The organism is Blattabacterium cuenoti, assembly GCF_014252035.1.
Classification (GTDB): Bacteria; Bacteroidota; Bacteroidia; order Flavobacteriales; family Blattabacteriaceae; genus Blattabacterium; species Blattabacterium cuenoti_Z.
The window spans coordinates 512,979-535,459 of the sequence record NZ_CP059207.1 but is presented as its reverse complement, the minus strand read 5'-3'; the positions used below and the strand labels follow the sequence as shown (position 1 = coordinate 535,459).

The 22,481-nt window shown below is 24.5% G+C and carries 18 protein-coding genes; 7 read left to right on the top strand and 11 right to left on the bottom strand.

Translation table 11 applies throughout. The annotated features are described in order from the left end of the window. Position 1: 1 nt before the first annotated feature. From H0H49_RS02585 to ubiE, 4 genes are all read right to left on the bottom strand, one after another. Positions 2-2,164: a polyribonucleotide nucleotidyltransferase gene (locus H0H49_RS02585; protein WP_185864397.1), complete on the bottom strand. Its 2,163-nt coding sequence runs from the start codon at positions 2,162-2,164 to the stop codon at positions 2-4. A 47-nt stretch (positions 2,165-2,211) separates the two neighbouring features. Further along, entirely contained in the window at positions 2,212-2,481 is a 270-nt protein-coding gene (gene rpsO / locus H0H49_RS02580; RefSeq protein ID WP_185864396.1) for a 30S ribosomal protein S15, read from the bottom strand. A 67-nt stretch (positions 2,482-2,548) separates the two neighbouring features. Then, the gene (locus tag H0H49_RS02575) at positions 2,549-4,060 is read right to left on the bottom strand and encodes a GH3 auxin-responsive promoter family protein (protein ID WP_185864395.1); all 1,512 of its coding nucleotides are present in this window, start codon (positions 4,058-4,060) and stop codon (positions 2,549-2,551) included. Between the two features lie 20 nt (positions 4,061-4,080). Continuing rightward, positions 4,081-4,821, bottom strand: coding sequence for a bifunctional demethylmenaquinone methyltransferase/2-methoxy-6-polyprenyl-1,4-benzoquinol methylase UbiE (gene ubiE / locus H0H49_RS02570; protein WP_238784942.1), 741 nt, complete (start codon positions 4,819-4,821; stop codon positions 4,081-4,083). A 68-nt stretch (positions 4,822-4,889) separates the two neighbouring features. Here ubiE and H0H49_RS02565 point away from each other — a divergent pair, with 68 nt between their 5' ends. The 6 genes from H0H49_RS02565 to H0H49_RS02540 are packed head-to-tail and all read left to right on the top strand — an operon-like array spanning position 4,890 to position 11,694. Beyond that, on the top strand, positions 4,890-5,984 hold the full coding sequence (locus H0H49_RS02565) for a 3-oxoacyl-ACP synthase III family protein (RefSeq protein WP_185864394.1): 1,095 nt from the start codon (positions 4,890-4,892) through the stop codon (positions 5,982-5,984). Positions 5,985-6,015: 31 nt separating this feature from the next. Beyond that, entirely contained in the window at positions 6,016-6,273 is a 258-nt protein-coding gene (locus H0H49_RS02560) for a type B 50S ribosomal protein L31 (protein WP_185864393.1), read from the top strand. 5 nt (positions 6,274-6,278) lie between these two features. Further along, entirely contained in the window at positions 6,279-7,496 is a 1,218-nt protein-coding gene (locus H0H49_RS02555; protein ID WP_185864392.1) for a putative sugar nucleotidyl transferase, read from the top strand. Between the two features lie 21 nt (positions 7,497-7,517). Next, positions 7,518-9,821, top strand: a complete 2,304-nt coding sequence (metE, locus tag H0H49_RS02550) for a 5-methyltetrahydropteroyltriglutamate--homocysteine S-methyltransferase (RefSeq protein ID WP_185864391.1) — start codon at positions 7,518-7,520, stop codon at positions 9,819-9,821. A gap of 41 nt (positions 9,822-9,862) precedes the next feature. Continuing rightward, positions 9,863-10,327, top strand: a complete 465-nt coding sequence (locus tag H0H49_RS02545) for a SufE family protein (protein ID WP_185864390.1) — start codon at positions 9,863-9,865, stop codon at positions 10,325-10,327. Between the two features lie 2 nt (positions 10,328-10,329). Beyond that, positions 10,330-11,694, top strand: coding sequence for an aldehyde dehydrogenase family protein (locus H0H49_RS02540; protein ID WP_185864389.1), 1,365 nt, complete (start codon positions 10,330-10,332; stop codon positions 11,692-11,694). Here the strand turns inward: H0H49_RS02540 and rpoN are convergent. The 6 genes from rpoN to H0H49_RS02510 form a co-directional block, all read right to left on the bottom strand. Beyond that, positions 11,689-13,203 (bottom strand): RNA polymerase factor sigma-54, encoded by a 1,515-nt coding sequence (gene rpoN, locus H0H49_RS02535; RefSeq protein ID WP_185864388.1) that lies wholly within the window; start codon positions 13,201-13,203, stop codon positions 11,689-11,691. The genes H0H49_RS02540 and rpoN overlap by 6 nt on opposite strands. Positions 13,204-13,206: 3 nt before the next feature. After that, the gene (asnS, locus tag H0H49_RS02530) at positions 13,207-14,619 is read right to left on the bottom strand and encodes an asparagine--tRNA ligase (protein ID WP_185864764.1); all 1,413 of its coding nucleotides are present in this window, start codon (positions 14,617-14,619) and stop codon (positions 13,207-13,209) included. 2 nt (positions 14,620-14,621) lie between these two features. Then, complete coding sequence (locus H0H49_RS02525; RefSeq protein ID WP_185864387.1) at positions 14,622-15,176, bottom strand: ribosome-recycling factor; 555 nt, start codon at positions 15,174-15,176, stop codon at positions 14,622-14,624. 3 nt (positions 15,177-15,179) lie between these two features. After that, positions 15,180-15,899 carry a UMP kinase gene (pyrH, locus tag H0H49_RS02520; RefSeq protein ID WP_185864386.1) on the bottom strand — a complete coding sequence of 240 codons (720 nt, stop codon included), beginning with the start codon at positions 15,897-15,899 and terminating at the stop codon, positions 15,180-15,182. Positions 15,900-15,944: 45 nt separating this feature from the next. After that, positions 15,945-17,384, bottom strand: a complete 1,440-nt coding sequence (locus tag H0H49_RS02515) for a Glu/Leu/Phe/Val family dehydrogenase (RefSeq protein ID WP_185864385.1) — start codon at positions 17,382-17,384, stop codon at positions 15,945-15,947. A gap of 93 nt (positions 17,385-17,477) precedes the next feature. Next, positions 17,478-20,276, bottom strand: a complete 2,799-nt coding sequence (locus H0H49_RS02510; RefSeq protein ID WP_185864384.1) for a class I tRNA ligase family protein — start codon at positions 20,274-20,276, stop codon at positions 17,478-17,480. 99 nt (positions 20,277-20,375) lie between these two features. Here H0H49_RS02510 and mgtE point away from each other — a divergent pair, with 99 nt between their 5' ends. Continuing rightward, entirely contained in the window at positions 20,376-21,707 is a 1,332-nt protein-coding gene (gene mgtE, locus H0H49_RS02505) for a magnesium transporter (RefSeq protein ID WP_185864383.1), read from the top strand. Here the strand turns inward: mgtE and H0H49_RS02500 are convergent. Further along, positions 21,677-22,450 (bottom strand): RluA family pseudouridine synthase, encoded by a 774-nt coding sequence (locus tag H0H49_RS02500; protein ID WP_238784941.1) that lies wholly within the window; start codon positions 22,448-22,450, stop codon positions 21,677-21,679. The genes mgtE and H0H49_RS02500 overlap by 31 nt on opposite strands. Positions 22,451-22,481: the final 31 nt, after the last annotated feature.

The window sequence follows — 22,481 nt, the reverse complement described above, 5'->3', positions numbered from 1 at the left end:
TTTATTCATTTTTTTTTGTAGGACGAGGCAAAAGAACTTTTCTAGATAATTTCATTTTTTTGTTTTTTTCATCTATTCCCATAAACTTTACATCAATAATTTCTCCTATATGTAATTCTTTTTCTATATTACTTATTCTTTTCCATCCTATTTCCGAAATATGGAGCAACCCTTCTACGCCTTTTGCAATTTCAACAAAAACTCCAAAATCCTTTATAGATTTTACTTTAGCTTTATAAATTTTTCCTAATTCAGGAACAAAAGTAATTTGTTTAATTCTATCAACAGCTTCTTCTATTTTTTCATAATCTTTTCCTATAATTTCAATATAACCAAAATCTCCTTTTTCTTCTATAAGAATATTTGTATTTGTATATGATTGTATTTCTTGAATTACTTTTCCTCCTGTTCCTATAACAGATCCTATAAAATCCTTAGGAATATTAAATGTATATATTTTTGGAGCATTTGGTTTCATTTTATCTCTATACTTTGATAGAGTATCTAACATTTTTTTTAAAATAAAAATACGTCCTTCTTTAGATTGAGTTAGAATATCATTTAGTGTATCATATGTTAATATATCTTTTATTTTTACATCCATTTGACACGCAGTTATTCCGTGTTTTGTTCCTGTAATTTTAAAATCAATATCTCCAAAATAGTCTTCTTCACCCGTTATATCGGATATAATAACTTTTTTATTATTTTCTATAAACATTCCCATTGCTATTCCAGATACAGGATTATCTATAGGAATACCAGCGTCCATTAGGGCTAAACTTGCAGCACAAACAGTAGCCATAGAAGAAGATCCATTAGATTCTAAAATATCGGAAACTACACGAATTGTATATGGATTCTTAGGTATGATATTTTTTAATGCACGTTGAGCTAAATTTCCATGACCTACTTCTCGTCTAGAAACACCTCTTATTTGACGTATTTCTCCTGTAGAAAAAGGTGGAAAATTATAATGAAGATAAAATTTTTCTTGATTTTCCATAATAACATTATCTATCCTATTAGCATCTAAGGAAGAACCCAATGTTACCGTACTTAATGATTGAGTTTCTCCTCTTGAAAATAAAGCAGAACCATGTACACCTGGAAGATAATCTACTTTAGAATGAATTGGACGTATTTGTTTATAATTTCTTCCATCTAATCGTAATCCTTCTGTTAATATTAAATTTCTTATAATATTTTTTTTTACTTGATTATAATATTTCTCAATGAGTAATTCTTTTTCTTCTATAAATCCATCATCATTATTCTTAATTATATAATTTTTTAAATCATTTAATATTAATTTTTCTTTAATAGATCTATTTTTTTTATCTAAAAAGCTTTTGTATAATTTATAAATTTTATCATATAAAAAAGAAAAAACTTCTTTTTTTAAAAATTCATCATTTAAATGATTGTCTGATAATTTTTTATCATTTTTATAAAAAATATGTTTTGTATTATTAGATAGTTTTTTGATTAATCGTAATTGAGCTTCTATTTGAGGTTTGATAGCTTTATGAGCTTCAATTAATGTTTCCAAAAATTCATTTTCTTTTACTTCTTTCATTTCTCCTTCTATCATCAGAATAGAATCTTTATTTCCTCCTACTATTAAATCAATATCTGATTCTTTTAATTGTTCTAAACTTGGATTAATAATAAATTTATCTCCTAATCGAACTATTCGTATTTCTGATATTGGGCCATTAAATGGTATTCCAGCTATAGTTATAGCTGTAGATGCAGCTAAACCAGCTAAACCATCTGGTAAAACAGTTTTATCATATGATAATAAAGATATCATTATTTGTATTTCTTTATTAAAAAATTCTGGAAACGTAGGTCTTAAAACTCTATCTACTAATCTCATAGTTAAAATTTCTTCATCAGATGGTCTTCCTTCTCTTTTTATAAAACCTCCAGGTATTTTTCCTCCAGCAGAATATTTTTCTCTATAATCTACTGTTAATGGTAAAAAATCAAAATTTTTATCTTTTTTTATATCTTTAGAAACTACTACAGTTGCTAATAACATTGTATCTCCTGATCTAACTATAGCAGATCCATCTGCTTGTTTTGCTATCTCTCCTGTTTCTATAATAATAGTTCTTCCATCATTAAGGTAGATAGTTTCTTTCAGTATATCTGGCATATTGCTTTTCTTGAATTGGATTAATAATTAATTGATCATAAAATTATTTATTTTCTTAATCCTAGATTTTTAATGATATCTTTATAAATATTTACATCACGTTTTTCAATATATTTTAATATTTTTTTTCTTTTACCTACTAATTTTACTAAAGCTCTTTCAGTATTAAAATCTTTTTTATTATTCTTTAAGTGTTTGCTTAAATAATTAATACGATAAGTAAGTAAGGCCACTTGTGATGTAGAAGATCCTGTATTGTCAATAGAACCTCCATATGTTTTAAATATTTCTTTTTTGTTTTCTGCAGTAATCATCATATATTAATAAAGTAAATAAAGTTAAAAATATTTTTTTTATTAAATTATTATTTTTTTATTTCATTTTTTATTTCAATAATAGACTCAGAGAATCTATATATCTCCTGTCGTTTGATAAACGTGGAATTTTATTTTGTCCTCCTAATTTTTTTTGATATTTTAGCCAATCATAAAATAAACCATTCCTAACTACTTTTAAAATTGGTGGACGTAAAATTATATCTTTATAACGTTTGATTTCATAATCTGAATTTAAGGATTTCAATTCTTCATCTAAGATATATTTAAATTTATCCAAATTTTTTGGAGGTTTTTCGAATTCAATAATCCACTCATGAGCTCCAGATTTATTTTCATTCATATATATAGGTCCTACAGTATATTCATGAATAATTGAATTTGTTTTTAAACATGTTTGATTTATAGCTCTTTCTACATTTTCCACAATTAATTCTTCTCCAAAAGAATTAATGTAATGTTTTGTTCTACCAGAAATGGAAATTCTGTATGGAGATAAACTAGTAAATTTAACAGTATCTCCAATGATGTACCTCCATAATCCAGCATTAGTCGAAATTACTAGTGCATAATTTTTATGTAGTTCTACATTTTCAATAGAAATAATTTTTGGATTATCATTCCTAATTTCTTCCACAGGAAGGAATTCATAAAAAACTCCATGATTTAATAAAAGTAGGAGATCTCTGTTATTTTTTTGATCTTGAATAGCAAAAAAACCTTCTGATGCGCTATATACATCATAATAGTTCATTTGATGATCAAATATTTCTTCATATTGAGAGATGTAAGGCATGTAACTAACTCCACCATGAAATATAACCTCTATATTTGGCCATATTTCATTAATTTTTTTTTTATTGAAAAATTTTAATATTTTTTTTAAAAAAACCAATAACCAAGAACAAACTCCAAATACAACTCTAACATCTTTAGATACAGTTTCTTTAACTATACTTTCTATTTTATTTTCCCATTCACCTATTAAAACTGTTTTTTTTTTAGGTATACAAATATTGTTAGCCCAATACGGCATATTCTCTATCAAAATAGAAGATAAATCACCATAAAAAGTATCATATTTTTTACATAATTCATGACTCCCTCCTAAACGAACAGTTTTTCCTAGAAAAATATTTGTTTTAGGATGATTATGAATATAAATTGATAACATATCTTTACCAGCTTTATAATGACATCTATTCATAGATAAATCAGTAACAGGAATATATTTACTTCTAGCGTCTGTAGTTCCCGAAGATTTTGCAAACCATTTAACTTTTCCAGGCCATAATATATTTTTTTCACCCCTTCGCATTCTTTTGATAAAGGATTTTAAATTAGAATAATTACATATTGGAACTCTTTCTGAGAATTGTTGATATTTTTTAATATCATTAAATCCATATTTTTTGCCAAATTCTGTATTTTTTGCATATAAAATTAATTGATTAATTAATACGTTTTGTGTTTCTATAGGATAACGCATAAATAATTCTATATTATTAATTCTTTTCTTAATAAAAGAAGATATTAAATAAGATGATAAATTTTTTATCATTAGTATGAAAAAATTTGATGTTATTTTTTTCTTGATAAATAAATGGTAGCAATACCAAAAGTTAGTTTATGAATATTAAAAACATTAAATCTATGATATTTTAAAAATGTATTAATTTGATTATTATTATGAAACCATTTTATTGATTTTTCTAAATAATCATAAGCGAACTTATTTTTTGATAAAAAATTACCAATTTTATTTACAATAAAATGAGAATATATGTTATATATTTTTCTCAAAAATAAATTATTGGGGATAGAAAATTCTAAAATTGCAAGTATACCTGATGGTTTAAGTATTCTATCTATTTCTTTGGTAGAATGAATAAGAAATTGGAAATTTCTTATTCCAAAACCAATAGTTACTATGTCAAATTTTTCATTTTCAAATGGAATTTTTTGAGAATAACCTTTAATTATTTTAATTCTTTTTACCAAAAATTTTTTTATTATTTTCTTTCTAGCTATTCTTAACATATTATCGGATGGATCTAATCCTATAATTGTACTGTTAGTAAAATTATTAGCTAATAATATTGCTAAATCGCCAGTTCCTGTTGCTAAATCTAGTATGTTATTATTTTTTTTTTTTGTATATTTTTTTAACAGAAAAACCGTTTTTTTTCTCCAAAAAAAATCCATTCCAAATGATAATATATGATTAATTACGTCATATCTTATGGATATATGATTAAACATATTTATTATTTTTTTTTCTTTTTTTGAGGAAATTGAAAATAATTTTTTATTATTCATCATTTTGATATTTTTTAATACTGAAGTTTTATTTATTTTGAATTTAAAATTTCTAACATTAGAAAAAAAGAATGATTCGATCAATCATTACAGGAACAGGGCATTATTTACCAAAAAAAGTTATAAGAAACAATTATTTTTTGAAACATGAATTTTTTGATAAAAAAGGAAAAATTAATAAGTCTAATGAAGAAATTATTAGAAAATTTCAAGATATTACAGAAATAGAAGAAAGAAGATATATAGACAAAGGCTTATTAAATTCTGATATAGCGACTATTGCTGCAAATAGGGCTTTATTAAATTCAAAAATTTACAAAGAAAAAATAGATTATGTAATATCTGCTCATAATTATGGAGATATACATTCTTTATCTCTTCAATCTGATTTTATGCCTTCTATATCTGCTAGAGTAAAAAATAAATTGAAAATAAAAAATAGAAAATGTAAACCATATGATATGATTTTTGGATGTACTGGGTGGATAGAAGGTATGATTTTAGCAGATCAGTTACTACAATCTAAATATGCTAAAAATATATTGATTACAAGTTCAGAAACTTTATCAAAAGTTATAGATCCACATGATAGAAATGCAATGATATTCTCAGATGGAGCAGGGGCAGTTATTTTATCAGCAATTGAAAAAAATAACGATAAAAATAGCGGTATTATTTATTATGACTCTCAATGTGATAATAACGAAGAATTTTATTATCTTACTAATGGTCCTTCTTTAAATCCTAGTTATAAAAAATCTTTAATTAATATTAGAATGAATGGAAGAAGAATTTATGAGTATGCATTAACAAGAGTTCCAAATATGCTCAAAAATATACTTGACAAAGCAGAAATTCATTTGAATGATTTAAAAAAAATCATCATACATCAAGCTAATGCAAAAATGGATTATGCTATTTTGGATAGATTATTAAAATTGTATGATTATACAACATCGTTAAATAAAGAATTATTATCTAAAATTATGCCGATGACTATTCAGAAATTTGGTAATTCTTCTGTAGCAACAGTACCTACTTTACTGGATTTAATTCTTAAAGGCAAAATGCCACCACATGAAATAAACCCTGGAGACACTATATTAATGGCTTCTTTAGGTGCTGGAATGAATATAAATGGAATGATTTATCGTTTTCCAAAATAAAAAAAATAAATAAATAAAATATATACATGATATGAAACAAAAAATTCATCCAGAAAATTATAGACCTGTTGTTTTTAAAGATATTAACAACGACAAAATTTTAATTTGTAGGTCAACAGTAAAAACAAAAGATACAATTAAAATAGATGGACATAATTATCCATTATATAAAATGGAAATATCTAGCTATTCACATCCTTTTTTCACTGGTGAAAAAAGATTTTTAGGAAAAACAGGTCCAGCGGAAAAATTTAAGAAAAAATATGAAAAATTTAAAAAATTCAAATAATTTATATGAATTTTATATTATATGATGGGTTAGAATGGAGTAGTTTGTTACCTTTAACTTTTACTAGACCTGTATCTGAAATACGGATAGGTTTATTTACAATGAAAGAAAGATGGGAAAAATATATAAAAAAAAATATTGATTATGTCATAACAAAACCATTTTTATCAGATAAGTATTCAAAAAATGCAAAAAATAATTTCAAAGATGTATTATTAGTTAATTCTTCATATCTTCCAAATGAAGAATTGGTTGATTTAATTTTTTATCTAAAAATAGATGAAGCAATTTGTTATAATGATAAAATAGTAGCTGTTAGAAAAAATGTATTTTTTTATGATAAAAATGAAAAAGATATCTATAATAAAATAGAAAAAATAACATATAAGAAAAATTACGAATTAAAAAAAATTATCCACATAAAAAATACATGGGATATATTTATATACAATAAAATTATATTGGAGAAAGATTTTTTATTTTATACAAAAAATAGAAAATCTTTCTCCTTATTAGGAAGTAATAATATTCTTCTTTATAAAGAAAAAATATTTCTAGAAGAGGAATTAAAAACTAATAATATTGTTTTAAATGCTAAATATGGACCTATTTATATTGATAGTGGAGTAGATATTATGGAAGGTTCTGTGATAAGAGGCCCATCTTGTATAGGAAAAATGTCTACATTAAATATAGGATGCAAAATATATGGTGGGACAACCATTGGGCCTTATTGTAAAATCAGTGGAGAAATAGTAGATACTGTTATTTTTTCTTATTCTAATAAAACTCATGATGGTTTTTTAGGAAATTCGGTTTTAGGAGAATGGTGTAATTTAGGAGCTGGTACGAATGTATCAAATCTAAGAAATGATTACTCAAAAGTAACAGTTTGGAGTTATGAGAAAAAAAAGTTTATATCTACTGATATCCAATTTTTTGGAATAATAATGGGAGACCATTCTAAATCAGCAATAAACACTCAGTTTAATACAGCTACTGTAGTAGGTGTTGGTGCTAATATATTTGGATTTGGATTCGCTCCTAGATATATTCCTTCTTTTTCTTTGGGAGCAATACAGAATAATAGCAATAAAATGCATTTTCATAGAATATGTGAAACAGCTTCTATCGTTATGAATAGGAGAAACGTTCATTTTTCTATTTTAGAAAAAAATATTTTAAAGTATTTGTATAATAATAGATTTTGTGAAAATTTATAATTTTAGATAAAAAATTTTTATATGCTGAAACATAATTTGGGTTATCCACGCATAGGGATATATAGAGAATTAAAAAATGCTTGCGAGGATTATTGGAATAATAAAAATGATTTAAATAACTTATTTGAAGTTGGTAGAAAAATAAGAAAAAAAAATTGGGAAGTTCAAAATAAAGCAGGTTTAGATTTAATACCATGTAATGATTTTAGTTTTTACGATCATGTTTTAGATATGACTTTATTATTAGGGGTTATTCCCGAAGAATATATGTCTATTCCTAATAATAATGATAATATGAATTTATATTTTTCCATGGCTAGAGGTTTTCAAAAGCATGGATGGGATATCAAAGCAATGGAAATGACTAAATGGTTCAATACGAACTACCATTATATAGTTCCGGAGTTTAATAAAAATCAACAATTCTTTATATTTTCAAAAAAAATTTTTGAAGAAGTAAATGAAATGAAAGTTTTGTTAAAATCCACGGAAAAAATTAAACCTGTATTAATAGGTCCTATTTCTTTTCTTTTTTTAGGAAAAGAAAAAGAGAAATATTTCCATAAAATGGATTTAATTGACAAATTAGTTCCTATTTATATACAAATCATTCATGAACTTCAAAAGTTAGGTATTTCTTGGATACAGTTAGACGAACCTATTTTAGGATTAGATCTTTCTGATAGAGAAAAAGAAGCTTTCCAATATGCTTACAAAAAAATAAGTAAAATATCTTCCGATATATTGTTAACATCCTATTTTGATGGAATAATAGAAAATATATCCTTAATAAAGGATATTTCTATAAAAGCTTTACATATTGATTTAATAGAAGATCCAAATCAACTTAGTAAAATAATTCATTTTTTAAATAAATTAAATATTACTACCACTCTTTCTTTAGGTATTGTTGATGGTAGAAATATATGGAAAAATAACTATAATCATTCAATTAAAATTATAAAAAAATCTATAGACTATTTAGGAGAAAATCGTGTAATGATTGCACCTAATTGTTCTTTAATTCATGTTCCAATAGATATAAAATTGGAAAATTCTATTGATCATGATATAAAAAATATAATGTCTTTTGCAAAACAAAAAATTTATGAATTAGTTGATTTAGCAAATATTATAAAAGGAGAAGAAAAAATTTTATTAGAAAATAAAAATATAATAGAAGAGTATAAAAATTCATCTATTCTGAATAATGAAGTAGTAAAAAAAAGAGTTGCACAAATAAGTGGTCAAAATTTTAATAGAAAAAATATCTTCCATATAAGACAGAAAAAACAGAAAGATAAACTAAATCTTCCTTATTTTCCAACTACAACTATAGGTTCATTTCCTCAAACAAAAGAGGTCAGAGTTATTCGTAACAAATTCCGTAAAAAAATAATAAATAAAGAAGAGTATAGAAATAAGATTAAAGAATTCATTATAAATGTTATTAAAAAACAAGAAGAAATTAATCTTGATGTTTTAGTACATGGAGAATTTGAAAGAACAGATATGGTAGAATATTTTTCAGAAAAACTTCAAGGAATATTATCTACAAAAAATGGATGGGTTCAAAGTTATGGAAGTAGATGTGTTAAACCACCTATTATTTATGGAGATGTTAGTAGAAAAAATGATATGACTGTTGATTGGATATGTTTTGCTCAATCACAAACTGTTAAACCAATAAAAGGAATGTTAACTGGTCCTGTTACTATATTACAATGGTCTTTTGTTAGAGATGATCAACCTATTCATGATACAGCGTATCAAATTGCATTGGCTATTAGAGAAGAAGTTTTGTCACTAGAAAAAAATGGTATTAATATTATTCAGATAGATGAACCTGCTATAAGAGAAGGATTACCTTTGAAAAAAAAGAATTGGAAATATTATTTTAATTGGGCTATTAAAGCATTTCGTATTTCTTCTAGTGGAGTTAAAGATGAAACTCAAATACATACACATATGTGTTATAGCGAATTTAATGATATATTTGAACATATTGCAGATATGGACGCTGATGTTATTACAATGGAAACTTCTAGATCTAAAATGGAATTATTGAAAGCTTTTTCAGACTTTTGTTATCCAAATGAAATAGGACCTGGAGTATATGACATTCATTCTCCGAGGATTCCTACTGTAAAAGAAATATTCAATTTGATAGAAAAAGCATCTAAAAAACTACCAATCAGGAATATTTGGATCAACCCAGATTGTGGATTAAAAACTAGAAAATGGGAAGAAGTATTACAATCACTTAAAAATATGACAGAAGCTGCAAGAATAGCTAGAATAAAGTTAGCGAATCAATCACATTAAATAATTTTTGTATAATTAATTATATTTTTGCAAAAAAATAAATGACTTTACAAAAAAGAGAAGAAATAATAAAAAAAGAATTTGAAGTCCTAAATAATTGGGAAGAGAAATATGAATATTTAATTGATTTAGGAAGAAAATTACCAAAAAAACCAAAAGAATTTAGAACTGATGATAAACTAATTAATGGATGTCAATCTAAAGTTTGGTTGGAAGCTAAGTTAAAAAATGATTTTCGCATTTCTTTTGATGCAGATAGTGATGCTTTATTACCTAGAGGTATGGTGGCTATTATTATCCGTTTATATTCAGAACTTTTTCCTTTTGAAATTATTTATTCAAATACAAATTTGATTTCTCAAATAGGATTTCAAACTTTTTTATCACCTATTAGAGCTAATGGTATATTACTTTTTATAAAAAAAATAAAATTTTATGCTATTGCTTTCAATGCAAAAATTTCTGTTGGTTTAAATAATGATAAAATTAAAAAAAATACATACTAATAATGTATAGAACTTTTAATCCTGTAAATAATAATGTTATAAAAACATATTATTATTTGTCTGATAAAGAAATAGAAAAAAAGTTATCTATAGCTGATATAGCATTCAAAAAATGGAAAAATATTTCTTTTTCAGAAAGAATTCAATGTTTATTGCATTTATCCAATTGTTTATATAATGCAAGAGATATCATATCTTGTTTTATAACAAAAGAAATGGGTAAACCTATCAATCAATCTCGTTTAGAAATCAATAAGAGTATTAGTTTATGTAAATATTACTCTAATAACATAGATAAATCTATTCTTTTTAAAGAAATATCTAGTTCATATAAGAAATCATATGTTATGTATGAACCTATAGGATCTATACTAGGAATTACTCCTTGGAATTATCCTATATGGCAACCTATTAGATCTGCTGTTCCTAATTTGTTAATAGGAAATGTTATTCTTATTAAACCAGCCATAAATACTACTGAATGTTCTCTTTTTTTAGAAAAAATGTTTTTAGAATCTGGTTTCCCTAAAGGAGTTTTTCAAATTTTATTGATAGATAATAATAAAATAGAGCATGTTATTAAAAATGATGTTATACAAGGAGTTACTTTTACAGGTAGTTGTTATGCTGGAAGTATAATAGGAAGTTTATCAGGGAAATATATTAAAAAATCAATTTTAGAATTGGGAGGAAATGATGCTTTTATTGTAATGAAAGATATAGATAACATAAAAAAAGTTGCAAAATTAGCTACAAAATCTAGATTAAATAATACGGGACAAGCATGTATATCAGCAAAAAGATTTATTGTGGACGAATCTATTATGGATGATTTTATACACATAGTAATTGAAGAAATGAAAAAATATTGTAGAGGAGATTTATATAAAGATTCTACAAAAATAGGTTATATTTCTAGAAGTGATTTATCAGATAAATTAAATCAACAATATTTAAATATTATCTCAAATGGAGGAGAAATATGCTTAAATCTTGAAAGAGATGATAATTTTTTTTCTCCATCTTTATTAAAAATAAAACAGAATAATACCTCTTTTTTAAGAGAAGAAGAAATATTTGGTCCAATAGGTTTAGTTATTTCTTTTTCTAAAGAAGAACAAATTCCTGATATTGTTAATAATACATTATATGGTTTAGGTAGTTCTATTTGGACAAAAGATTTGGATAAAGCAGAAATATTATCCAAAAAAATAAAAACGGGAATGGTATTTATCAATGAATTAGTTAGTTCTGATCCACGTTTTCCTTTTGGAGGAATAAAAAAATCTGGATATGGAAGAGAGTTATCTATTCTATCCATAACAGAATTTACAAACTGTAAAACAATTATAATGAATAACTTATAAAGTTTTTCTCATTCTGGCAATTGGTATATGCATTTGATCTCTATATTTAGAAACTGTTCTTCTAGCAACCATATAACCTTTTTTTTGTAAAATTTTAGATAATTTTTCGTCAGTTAATGGTTTTTTTTTATTTTCTTTAGCTATTGATTCTCCTAAAAGTTTTTTTATTTCTATAGAAGAAATTTCTTCTCCTTCTTTGTTAATCATTTTTTCAGAAAAAAAACTTTTAACTAGAAAAGTACCATATGGAGTGTTTACATATTTACTATTTGCAACACGTGAAACTGTAGATATTCCAACGCCAATTTTTTCAGAAATATTTTTTAAAATCATAGGTTTTATTTTATATGGATCTCCAGTTAAAAAATATTCCTTTTGATAATTCATGATAGCATTCATTGTTATTATTAATGTATTTTTACGTTGTTTTATAGCCTCTACAAACCATTTAGCAGAATCAATTTTCTGTTTTATAAATATAATATCATTTTTTTCATATTTTTTTATATTTTTATGAAAATCTAACATTTTTAAATAATAAGGTGATATTTTAAGTTCTGGTGTGTTTATTTGATTTAAAGATAACTCTAATTGTCCATTTATTATAGAAATAGTAAAATCTGGTATAATTTCATTAAAATTATTAGTATTGTTGGTGTTTCCAGAATAAATTTTTCCTGGTTTTGGATTTAGTTTTTCTATTTTAGAAATAACATTACGTAAATTTTTTTTTGTTAATTGTAATTTGTTTTGCAATTTTTGGTAATGTTTTTTCAAAAAATTATCAAAATAATTTTTGATAATTTTTTTTGCAATTAAAATTTCTTTGCTTGATTTTTTTCTTTCTAATTGAATAAGTAAACATTCCTGTAAATTTCTAGCTCCAACTCCAGTTGGATCTAACTTTTGTATATAATTTATGATAATGTCTTCTATTTTTTTTTCATTTACTGAAATTCCAAGTATTAAATGAATATCATCTGATATAGATGTAACTTTTCTTCTTATATATCCATCATCATCTATGCTTCCTAATATGAAGTCTGAAATTAATAAATCTTCTTTTTTTAAAAATCGAAATGTATATAATTGACTTTTTAAATAATCTTGAAAAGATGTTCCAGAAATAATTGTCGGAATATATACGTTTTTACTAGCATAACAATTATTGTTACTACTATTATTAATAACAATATCATTTTGCCGATTATTATAATAATTATTGATATCTGTAATTTTATTATCATTTGAATACTCATACTCATCTATTTCAGAAATAGATGAGTTATTTTTATCATTTTCTATGATATCAATATCATTTTCTTGTTTCAAAGATTCTTCTGATAAAAAATTTTCTGATTCTGTTTCTTCCAAAGCTGGATTTTCTTCTAATTCTTGTTTAACTTTTTGTTCAAAATCTAAAGTGGATAATTGAATTAATTTCAATAGTTTAATTTGTTGAGGAGAAAGTTTATGCTGTACTTTTTGTAATAACTGTTGTTTTAACATATTTTAAAATTCTGCATTACTTGGAGTTCTTGGATAAGGAATTACATCACGAATATTATTCATTCCTGTAATAAATTGCACTAACCGATCAAAACCTAAACCAAATCCACTATGAGGAACAGAACCAAAAATACGTGTTTCTATATACCACCATAATCTTTTTTTATCTGTTTTTGTTTCTTTCATTCTTTTTAATAGTATTTCATATCGTTCTTCCCTTTCAGATCCACCAATAATTTCTCCTATTCCAGGAAATAAAACATCCATTGCTCTCACCGTTTTTTTATCTTCATTTATTCGCATATAAAAAGCTTTAATGGAAGATGGATAATCAAATACTATTATTGGAATTTTGAAATAATCATTTACTAAATATTGTTCATGTTCTGATTGTAAATCCATTCCCCAAATAATTGGATAAGAAAATTTGATATTTTTCTTATTTTCTTCATTATTAAGAATAGTTATGACTTCGGTATAACTTATTCTTTTAAATTCAGATTTTAGTATATTTTCTAGTTTATCTAAAAGATATATTTTTGATTTTTTGTTATATTTTTTTGAATATTCGTTTAAAAATGATAAATCTTCTATACTATGTTTAAGAATATATTCTATTATATATTTTAATAAATCTTCAGCTAGATTCATATTTTCTTTTAACCTATAAAAAGCTATTTCTGGTTCTATCATCCAAAATTCAGATAAATGACGTGAAGTATTTGAATTTTCTGCACGAAAAACAGGTCCAAAAGTATAAACTTTTCCCAACCCTATACATGCTGTTTCTGCTTCTAATTGTCCTGAAACACTTAGATAAGTTTTACATTTAAAAAAATCTTTTAGATAATCTTTATCTGTATGTATTGTTTTTTCTAAAGTAGAAATTTGAAACATTTTTCCACTACCTTCACAGTTTGAAGTAGTAATAATTGGAGTGTGCAAATAGAAAAATTCATTTTTTTGAAAATATTTATGAATAGAAAAAGCTATGTGATTACGAATTCGCATGATACAACTGAAAATTCTAGTTCTAAAACGCAAATGATATTGTTCCCTTAGTTTTTCTAAACTATGTTTTTTAGGCTGTAAAATAGATTTTTGAATGTTCTCTGGATTTGCAAATCCATATATAATAATATTTGAAGATTTTAGTTCTATAATTTGTTGATCACCAATACTTTTTTCGATCTTTCCTATCACTCTAATTGAAGTACCAATAGTTATTTTCTTTATAATTTTTATATCTATTTTCTTTGATAAAACAATTTGTAAATCTTTAATTGTGGATCCATCATTTAAAGTAATGAAAATAGAATAACGAAAAGAACGAACCCATCCTTCAACTAAAACTTTTTTATTCAAAAAAAAACCCCATTTATCTAGTAATTCTTTAATTGAATGTTTTTTTATCATCATTATATTTTCAATATTTCTTTTTCTTTAATGATGAAAAAATCATCTATTTTCTTGATATATTCACTTGTTATTTTTTGTATGTAATTTTCTCCAGATTTTGATAAATCCTCAGATACTGTTAATTTTTTTATATTTTGATTGCTTTTTTTTCTTATATTCCTTATAAGTACTTTTGCATGTTCTGTTTCCACTTTAATTTTTTTCATTAAGTTTTTCCTTTCTTCCTCTGTGATAATAGGAATACGGATATGAATGTAATCTCCCTTATTAGTAGGCATAAAACCTAGATTTGCATCTATGATGGTTTTATCTATTTGTGGAATAATAGAATGATCCCATGGTTGGATATTTATATTCATATTATCTATTACTGTAATATTAGCGACTTCCATCATAGATATAGTTGATCCATAACATTTTACATTCATTTTACTAAGAAAATCAGCTATATATTTTCCGCCTAATCGTAAATGATGAATTTCTTTTTTTAGTTTTTTTAAAGTTTTTTCCATCTTTTCCTTACAGGAAGAGAAAATATTTTTTAATTCTTCCATTATTTATTTATTTTTTTTAAATACTAATGTTCCTATTTTTTCTCCTGAAATTACTTTTTTAAAATTACCTTTTCTATTTATATCAAAAATAATAATTGGAAGGTTATTTTCATTTCCTAAAATAAATGCTGTTTGATCCATAACTTTTATTCCCATTTTATATGCCATATCAAAAGATATATTTTTTAATTTTTTGGCATCTTTATCCTTTTCGGGATCATTGGTATAAATTCCATCTACTCTAGTACCTTTTAACAAAACATCAGCCTTTATTTCTATAGCACGTAAAACAGCGGCAGTATCTGTAGTAAAATATGGATTTCCTAATCCAGCAACGAATATTACGACTCTTCCTTTTTCTAGATGACGTATTGCTCTATCTTTAACAAAAGGTTCTGCTATTTGATCCATTCTGATAGCAGTTTGAATATATGTACATATCCCTACATTTTCCAGATATGATTGGAAAGCTATACCATTTATTACAGTGGCTAACATTCCCATATAATCTCCTTCTATTCTATTTATTTTATCTACTCCTATTTTAGAGAACCCTCTGAATATATTTCCTCCCCCAATAACTATAGCAACTTGTCCTCCCATATCTACTACTTTTTTTACTTCTTCTGCATACTGTTGAAGACGAGTAGAATGAAGTCCAAACCCATTACTTCCCATAAGAGCCTCACCACTCAATTTCAATAATGATCTTTTATACTTCATGAAAAAGATATTTGTTCAAAAATAAATTTTTTTCTAACATAAATACTATGGGAAAATACCTAGTTTTTCATATGAATCTACAATTTTATTAATAGCAAGAACAAATGCTGCAGTTCGCATATTTTGTATTTTTAATGATATTTTTAAATCACGAATTGTATGAAATCCACTAATCATGGTATCTTCTAACCCACTACGAACTAAATCAATTTCTCTTGGTCCTCTTAGAATAATTTTTTTATCATCTGGTGATATTTTTTTTTTGCAAGTAGTTTCCATAACTTGTAATAATTCTGAATTCATATTTTCATTAAATCGTTTTTCCATTCTACCATGACGAACATGGCTCAAATTTTTTAACCATTCAAAGTAAGATACTGTTACTCCTCCTGCATTTAAATAAATATCTGGAATTATAATAACCCCTTTTTTTTCTAAAATTTCATCTGCTTCAGGTGTTATAGGTCCATTAGCAGCTTCTCCAATAATTTTTGCTTTAATTTTATCTGCGTTATTTTTATTGATTACATTTTCTAGTGCTGCGGGTATTAATATATCACATTCTAATTCTAAAGCTTTTTCAGTATTTTCGATATTTTTTGCTTTTGGAAAATTTAATATAGATCCAGTATTTTTTAAATGTAAAATTACTTCTGATACATCTAAACCTTTTTCATTATAAATTGCACCTTCCCTTTCAGCTAAAGCAACAATAATAGCTCCTGCTTGATAAAAAAAACTGGCGGCATAATATCCTACATTTCCTAGTCCTTGTATTATAATTTTTTTTCCTACTAATCCTACGTTCAACCCTATAGAAGACATATCTTTCTTCATTTTACATAATTCTCTAATTCCATAAAATACTCCTAATCCAGTTGCTTCTTTTCTACCTCTTACTCCTCCTTGAGATATAGGTTTTCCAGTAACACACGCTAAAGCATCCACATCTTCAGGTTTAATAGATAAAAAAGTATCAAGAATCCAACTCATTTCTCTTTCTCCAGTTCCATAATCTGGAGCTGGAACATCTATTCCTGGTCCAATAAAATTTTTTTTGATTAACTCTGAAGTATAACGACGAGTTATTTTTTCTATTTCTTCTATAGAAATAGTTTGGGGATCTATTTTTATTCCACCTTTAGCTCCTCCAAAAGGAACATCTACTATTGCACATTTATAAGTCATCAGAGCTGCTAATGTCATAATCTCATCTTGATTCACTTTTGTACTATATCGTATTCCACCCTTACAAGGTAATTTATGATGGGAATGCTGAACTCTATAAGATTCAATAACCTTGATTTCTTTCCCTAATTTTATAGGAAAATGAACCCTATACACAGCGTTACAGGCTTTTATTTGTTCTAATAATCCTTTTTCTATAGAAATAAATTTAGTTGCTTTATCAAAATTTTTTTCTATACAATTGAAAAAACTACTATATGATGATGTACCAGTTTTTTTTTGGTGTTTTTTTAACATATAAAGAGCATTTACTCAAAAAATAAGCTAATATTTTTATTAAATACAAATTTACAACATTTTATGTGTAAAAAGTGATATATTTTATTCTTTTTAAAATAGAATATTTATTATTTTATTTGGTATTATAATAAACTTTTTTATAGTTTTTTTTTTCAAAAAAAGTTTTGTTTTGTAATGATTAAAAATATAATTTTTTATTTCTTTAATGGAAATATTTTTATCAAATGATTCTACAAATTTTAATTTATTATTAAACATAATTGGATATTTTACCTTATCTTTTTTATTAAGATATTTTATATTTGACATTGGAATTTTTGAGTATATAATAGATTTTTTTTTACCTAATTTATTCCATATTTCTTCTGTTATATGAGGAGCAAATGGTGCTATTAATTTTACCAAAGGTTCTAATATTTTTCTTTTGTTACATTTCATTATTGTTAGTTGATTAACAATAATCATAAAGGAACTAATAATTGTATTCAAAGAAAAATATTTCATTTTTTCGTGAATACTATTTATAGTATGATGTAATATATAATATTCTTTTGATGAAGGATATATTTCACTAACTTGAAAAACTCCATTTTTATGAAATAAATTCCAAAATTTATTTATAAAATTTTTAATTCCATTAATTTTTTTATCATCCCAACATTTAGATTGTGTAACGGGTCCTAAAAAAATTTCATATAATCTAAATATATCTACTCCATATTTCTTTGAAATATGATCTGGATTGACAACGTTATATTTAGATTTTGACATTTTTTCTAATTTATTTTTACAAATAAATACTCCATTTTCTAGATAAAAATAAGAATCATAAAATGAGGGATAAGTCTTTTTAAATAGATTAATATCTAATTCATTTTTTTTATTTATTAAATTTGTTTTAACATATATTTCTTGGTATGAATAAGATCGAAATATTTCTTTATTTTTTAATCCATAGGATATGAAAATATTTTTATCTATAACTTTTAATATTTTATATGAATAATTTAATATCATTCCTTGATTTAATACTTTCTTGAAAGGTTCTTCTGTATTTATCCATCCTCTATCTTTCAAGAATTTGTGCCAAAATCTTGAATAAATTAAATGTCCTGTACCATGTTCATATCCACCAATATATAAATCAACTTTTTTCCAAAAATTTTCTTTTTCTTTAGACAAAAAAAACTTTGTATTATGAGGATCCATGTATCTAAGATAATACCAACTAGATCCTGCCCAGCTAGGCATAGTATCAGTTTCTATTGGAAATATGTTTTTTTTATCATCAATATTAATGCTTGATACTATTTTCATATTTTTTTCGTCCCATGCCCATTTTTTTGCTCTAATTAATGGAGATTTACCATCCGATGGATGAAAATTTTCTATTTTAGGAAGAATAATGGGTAATTTTTCAATTGGTATTGCATAAGGAATTTTATTTTTAAAGTAAATAGGGATCGGTTCCCCCCAATATCTTTGTCTAGAAAAAATAGCATCACGTATTTTATAGGTTGTAATTTTATTTCCTATTTTTTTTTCAATTAATTTTGCAATTACTTTTTTTTTTGCTTCTTTATTACTATTTAATCCATTCAAGAATCCTGAATTGAAAAATATTTTTTGACTTTTTTTACAAAAATTAACTTGAATAAAGTTTATTCCAAACTCATTAGCAAATTTTTCACTTTTTTTATCATTACAGGGGATTCCTATTATAGATTCAATTTGATTATCAAAGGAAAAATAATCACTAATGAAAATAGGAATTTTTTGATCTGTAATAAAAGGATGAAAAACATAATTTCCTGTAAAAATACCAGAAATATTTTTATTTTTTGTTTTTTGAATAAAGTTTAAAACTTTTTTTTGATCAGAAGGAATAGCTATTTCCTTTGAAAGTGGGTGTTCTGAAGATAAAACGACAAAAGACATTCCAAAAATATATTCTGGATGATGTATAAATGACTTAATTTTTTTTATTATCTTATTATTTTTTGAATAAATAGGATAAACTATATCAAATACAACAAAAGCTCCTGTTAACTCTCCTATCCAATTAGATTGCAAATTTTTTAAAGAGTCTGAGCATTCAATATATTTTAAACCTTTTAAAAGTCTGTTTGCATAAGCAGAAATTCTTAAATGCCATTGTTTCATTTTTTTTCTTTGTACTGGGAACCCACCTCTTTGACTTCTTCCATTTTCTATTTCATCGTTAGCTAACACAGTACCTAAATCTGGGCACCAATTAACTACAGATTTACTTAAGTAAGCTAATCTATACTTTAATAAAATGGATTCTTTTTCTAAAACACTTAATTGATTCCATATATTAGAACTGAATTTTTTTTCAAATGAAGTACTTGCATTTACATAAAAATTTCCATTCTTTTGGAATTCTTTAATTAATAGATTAATAGATTTTGCTTTTTCACTATCTTTATCATACCAAGAATTATAAATTTGAATAAACATCCATTGAGTCCAATGATAATAATTTGGATCACTAGTGCATATTTTTCTACTCCAATCAAACGATATCCCAAGATTATTTATTTGATTTTTGTATTTTTTTATATTTTGAGAAGTAGTTTCAAAAGGATGTTTATTTGTTTGTATAGCATATTGTTCTGCAGGTAATCCAAACGAATCAAATCCTATAGGATTTAGGACGTTATATCCTTGAGATCTTTTATATCTTGCATAAATATCTGATGTAATGTATCCTAAACAATGTCCTATATGTAAACCTGCTCCAGATGGATATGGAAACATATTTAAAATATAATATTTTAATTTTTTTTTCTCTTTAGTTCTAAAAATATTGTTTTTTTTCCAATATATTTGCCAACGTTTTTCTATTTCTTGATAATTATATTCCATTTATATTTTCATAAATTTTATAAGAAAATTACATTATGTAATTTTAATAACTACATAGTAATGCAAAAAAATAAAAAGTTTTTCTAAAAACAAGATAAAATGTTTAATGATCATCAAGATTATTTGATAAATAATAAGGAATTTTTAAATAATCAAACTACTAGTGTATTAATAAAAATAATACAAAGTCATCCAAATGATATTATTACAATATTGAATCTGCTAAAAATAAATAAGGTTGTTTCTATTTTTAATTTTTTAGACTTTTATACAAAAAAAAAAATTGTAGAAAAACTACCTATTAAAAAAAAAATAGAACTATTGAATCATCTATCTGTAAATGATCGTATTTCTTTTTTTAAAAATTTATCTAAAAATGATTTAAAATGTTTAATTAAATATTTAAAAAAAAAAGAAGATAAGCGTAATACCTTAGTATATTTAGGATATCCTAAAAATAGTGTAGGATGTCTAATGATTCCATATTATATTGCAGTTCAAAAAAATTGGAAAATACAGGATGTATTAGACTATATTCGAAAAAAAGTAAAAAATAGCGACATTATAGAAATTATTTATATAGTCAATGAAGAAGGAAAATTAATAGATGATCTCAAAATACGAGATTTTTTACTTGTTGATCCAAATACAAAGTTATATGATTTAATGGATGGTAAATATACTGCAGCTTTAAATCTTACTGATACAGAAAAAGAAGCTTTTCAACTATTTTCTCTAAATAGTAATAGGGCGTCATTTCCTGTAATAGATGATAAAAAATTTTTATTAGGTATAGTAACTATAGAAGATATAGTATGGTCTATCAATAATTCTAAAAAAAATACTTCAAATCAATCCTATATGAAAATTTCTTTATATCAATTAATAAAGAAAAGAGCAGGTTGGTTAATTTTGTTATTTATTGGAGAAATGATGACAACTACAGTTATGCAACAATTTTCAGGATTTATGGAAAAAGCTATAGTTCTCGCTTTGTTTATTCCTTTAGTTGTTTCAAGTGGAGGGAATAGTGGATCTCAAGCAGCAAGTTTAATTATTCAAGCAATGGCTTTAGGAGAAGTTAAAATAAAAGATTGGTGGACCGTTATGCAAAGAGAGATTATTTGTGGTTTTTTCTTAGGGAGTATTTTGGGTATAACGGGTTTTATACGTGTTATTGCATGGCATAAAATTAATTTTTTTAACTATGGTCCACATTGGATATTAGTGGGTTTAACAGTATTTTTATCATTGATAGGAGTAGTTTTATGGGGTACATTTAGCGGATCTATGTTACCTTTTATAATAAAAAAATTCAATGGAGATCCAGCTAGTTCATCAGCTCCTTTCGTAGCAACATTGGTTGATGTTATTGGATTAATGATATATTTTTCTATTTCTTATATATTATTACATGGAACATTATTATAAAATTGGTTTTTACATTTATTTAATACTGTTTCAAAATCTTTAGGAATAGGACTATAGAAGTTACAACTTCCTTTTTTTGGATGAATAAAAGAAATAGATATGGCATGTAATGCTTGTCCTTGTAATATTTTTAAACATTTATGAAAAAAATCTATATTATTTTTGGATAATTTTTTTTTGAAAAAAATTCTATTGCCTCCATATGTTGAATCATTAAATAATGGATGTCCTATATATTTTAAATGAGCTCTTATCTGATGTGTTCTTCCAGTTTCTAATTCACAAGATATATATGTTATATATTGAAATCTTTTTATTACTTTATAATGAGTAACAGAAAACTTTCCTTTTTGTTTATTTTCTTTTAATATCATCATTCTTTTCCTATTATTCAAATCTCTTCCTATAAATCCATTTATAATTCCTTTTTTTTCATTGATATCGCCCCATGCTAAAGCTATATATTTTCTTTTGATAATTTTTTTGTGGAATTGTTTTAATAAATATTTTTGAGATAATTCATTTTTTGCAAAAATCAATAAACCTGATGTATATTTATCTAGTCTATGAATCAAACCACATCTATATAAATTTTCATTATAGTTAGAATATTTTTCTAAGTGATATTTTACTCCATTAATTAATGTACCTTTTTTATTTCCGTAACCAGGATGTACAACAATACCTGATGGTTTATTAATTACGATAACATCTTCATCTTCATGAACAATATTAAGATTCATTTTTTCTTTTATGATATTATCATACTCTAAA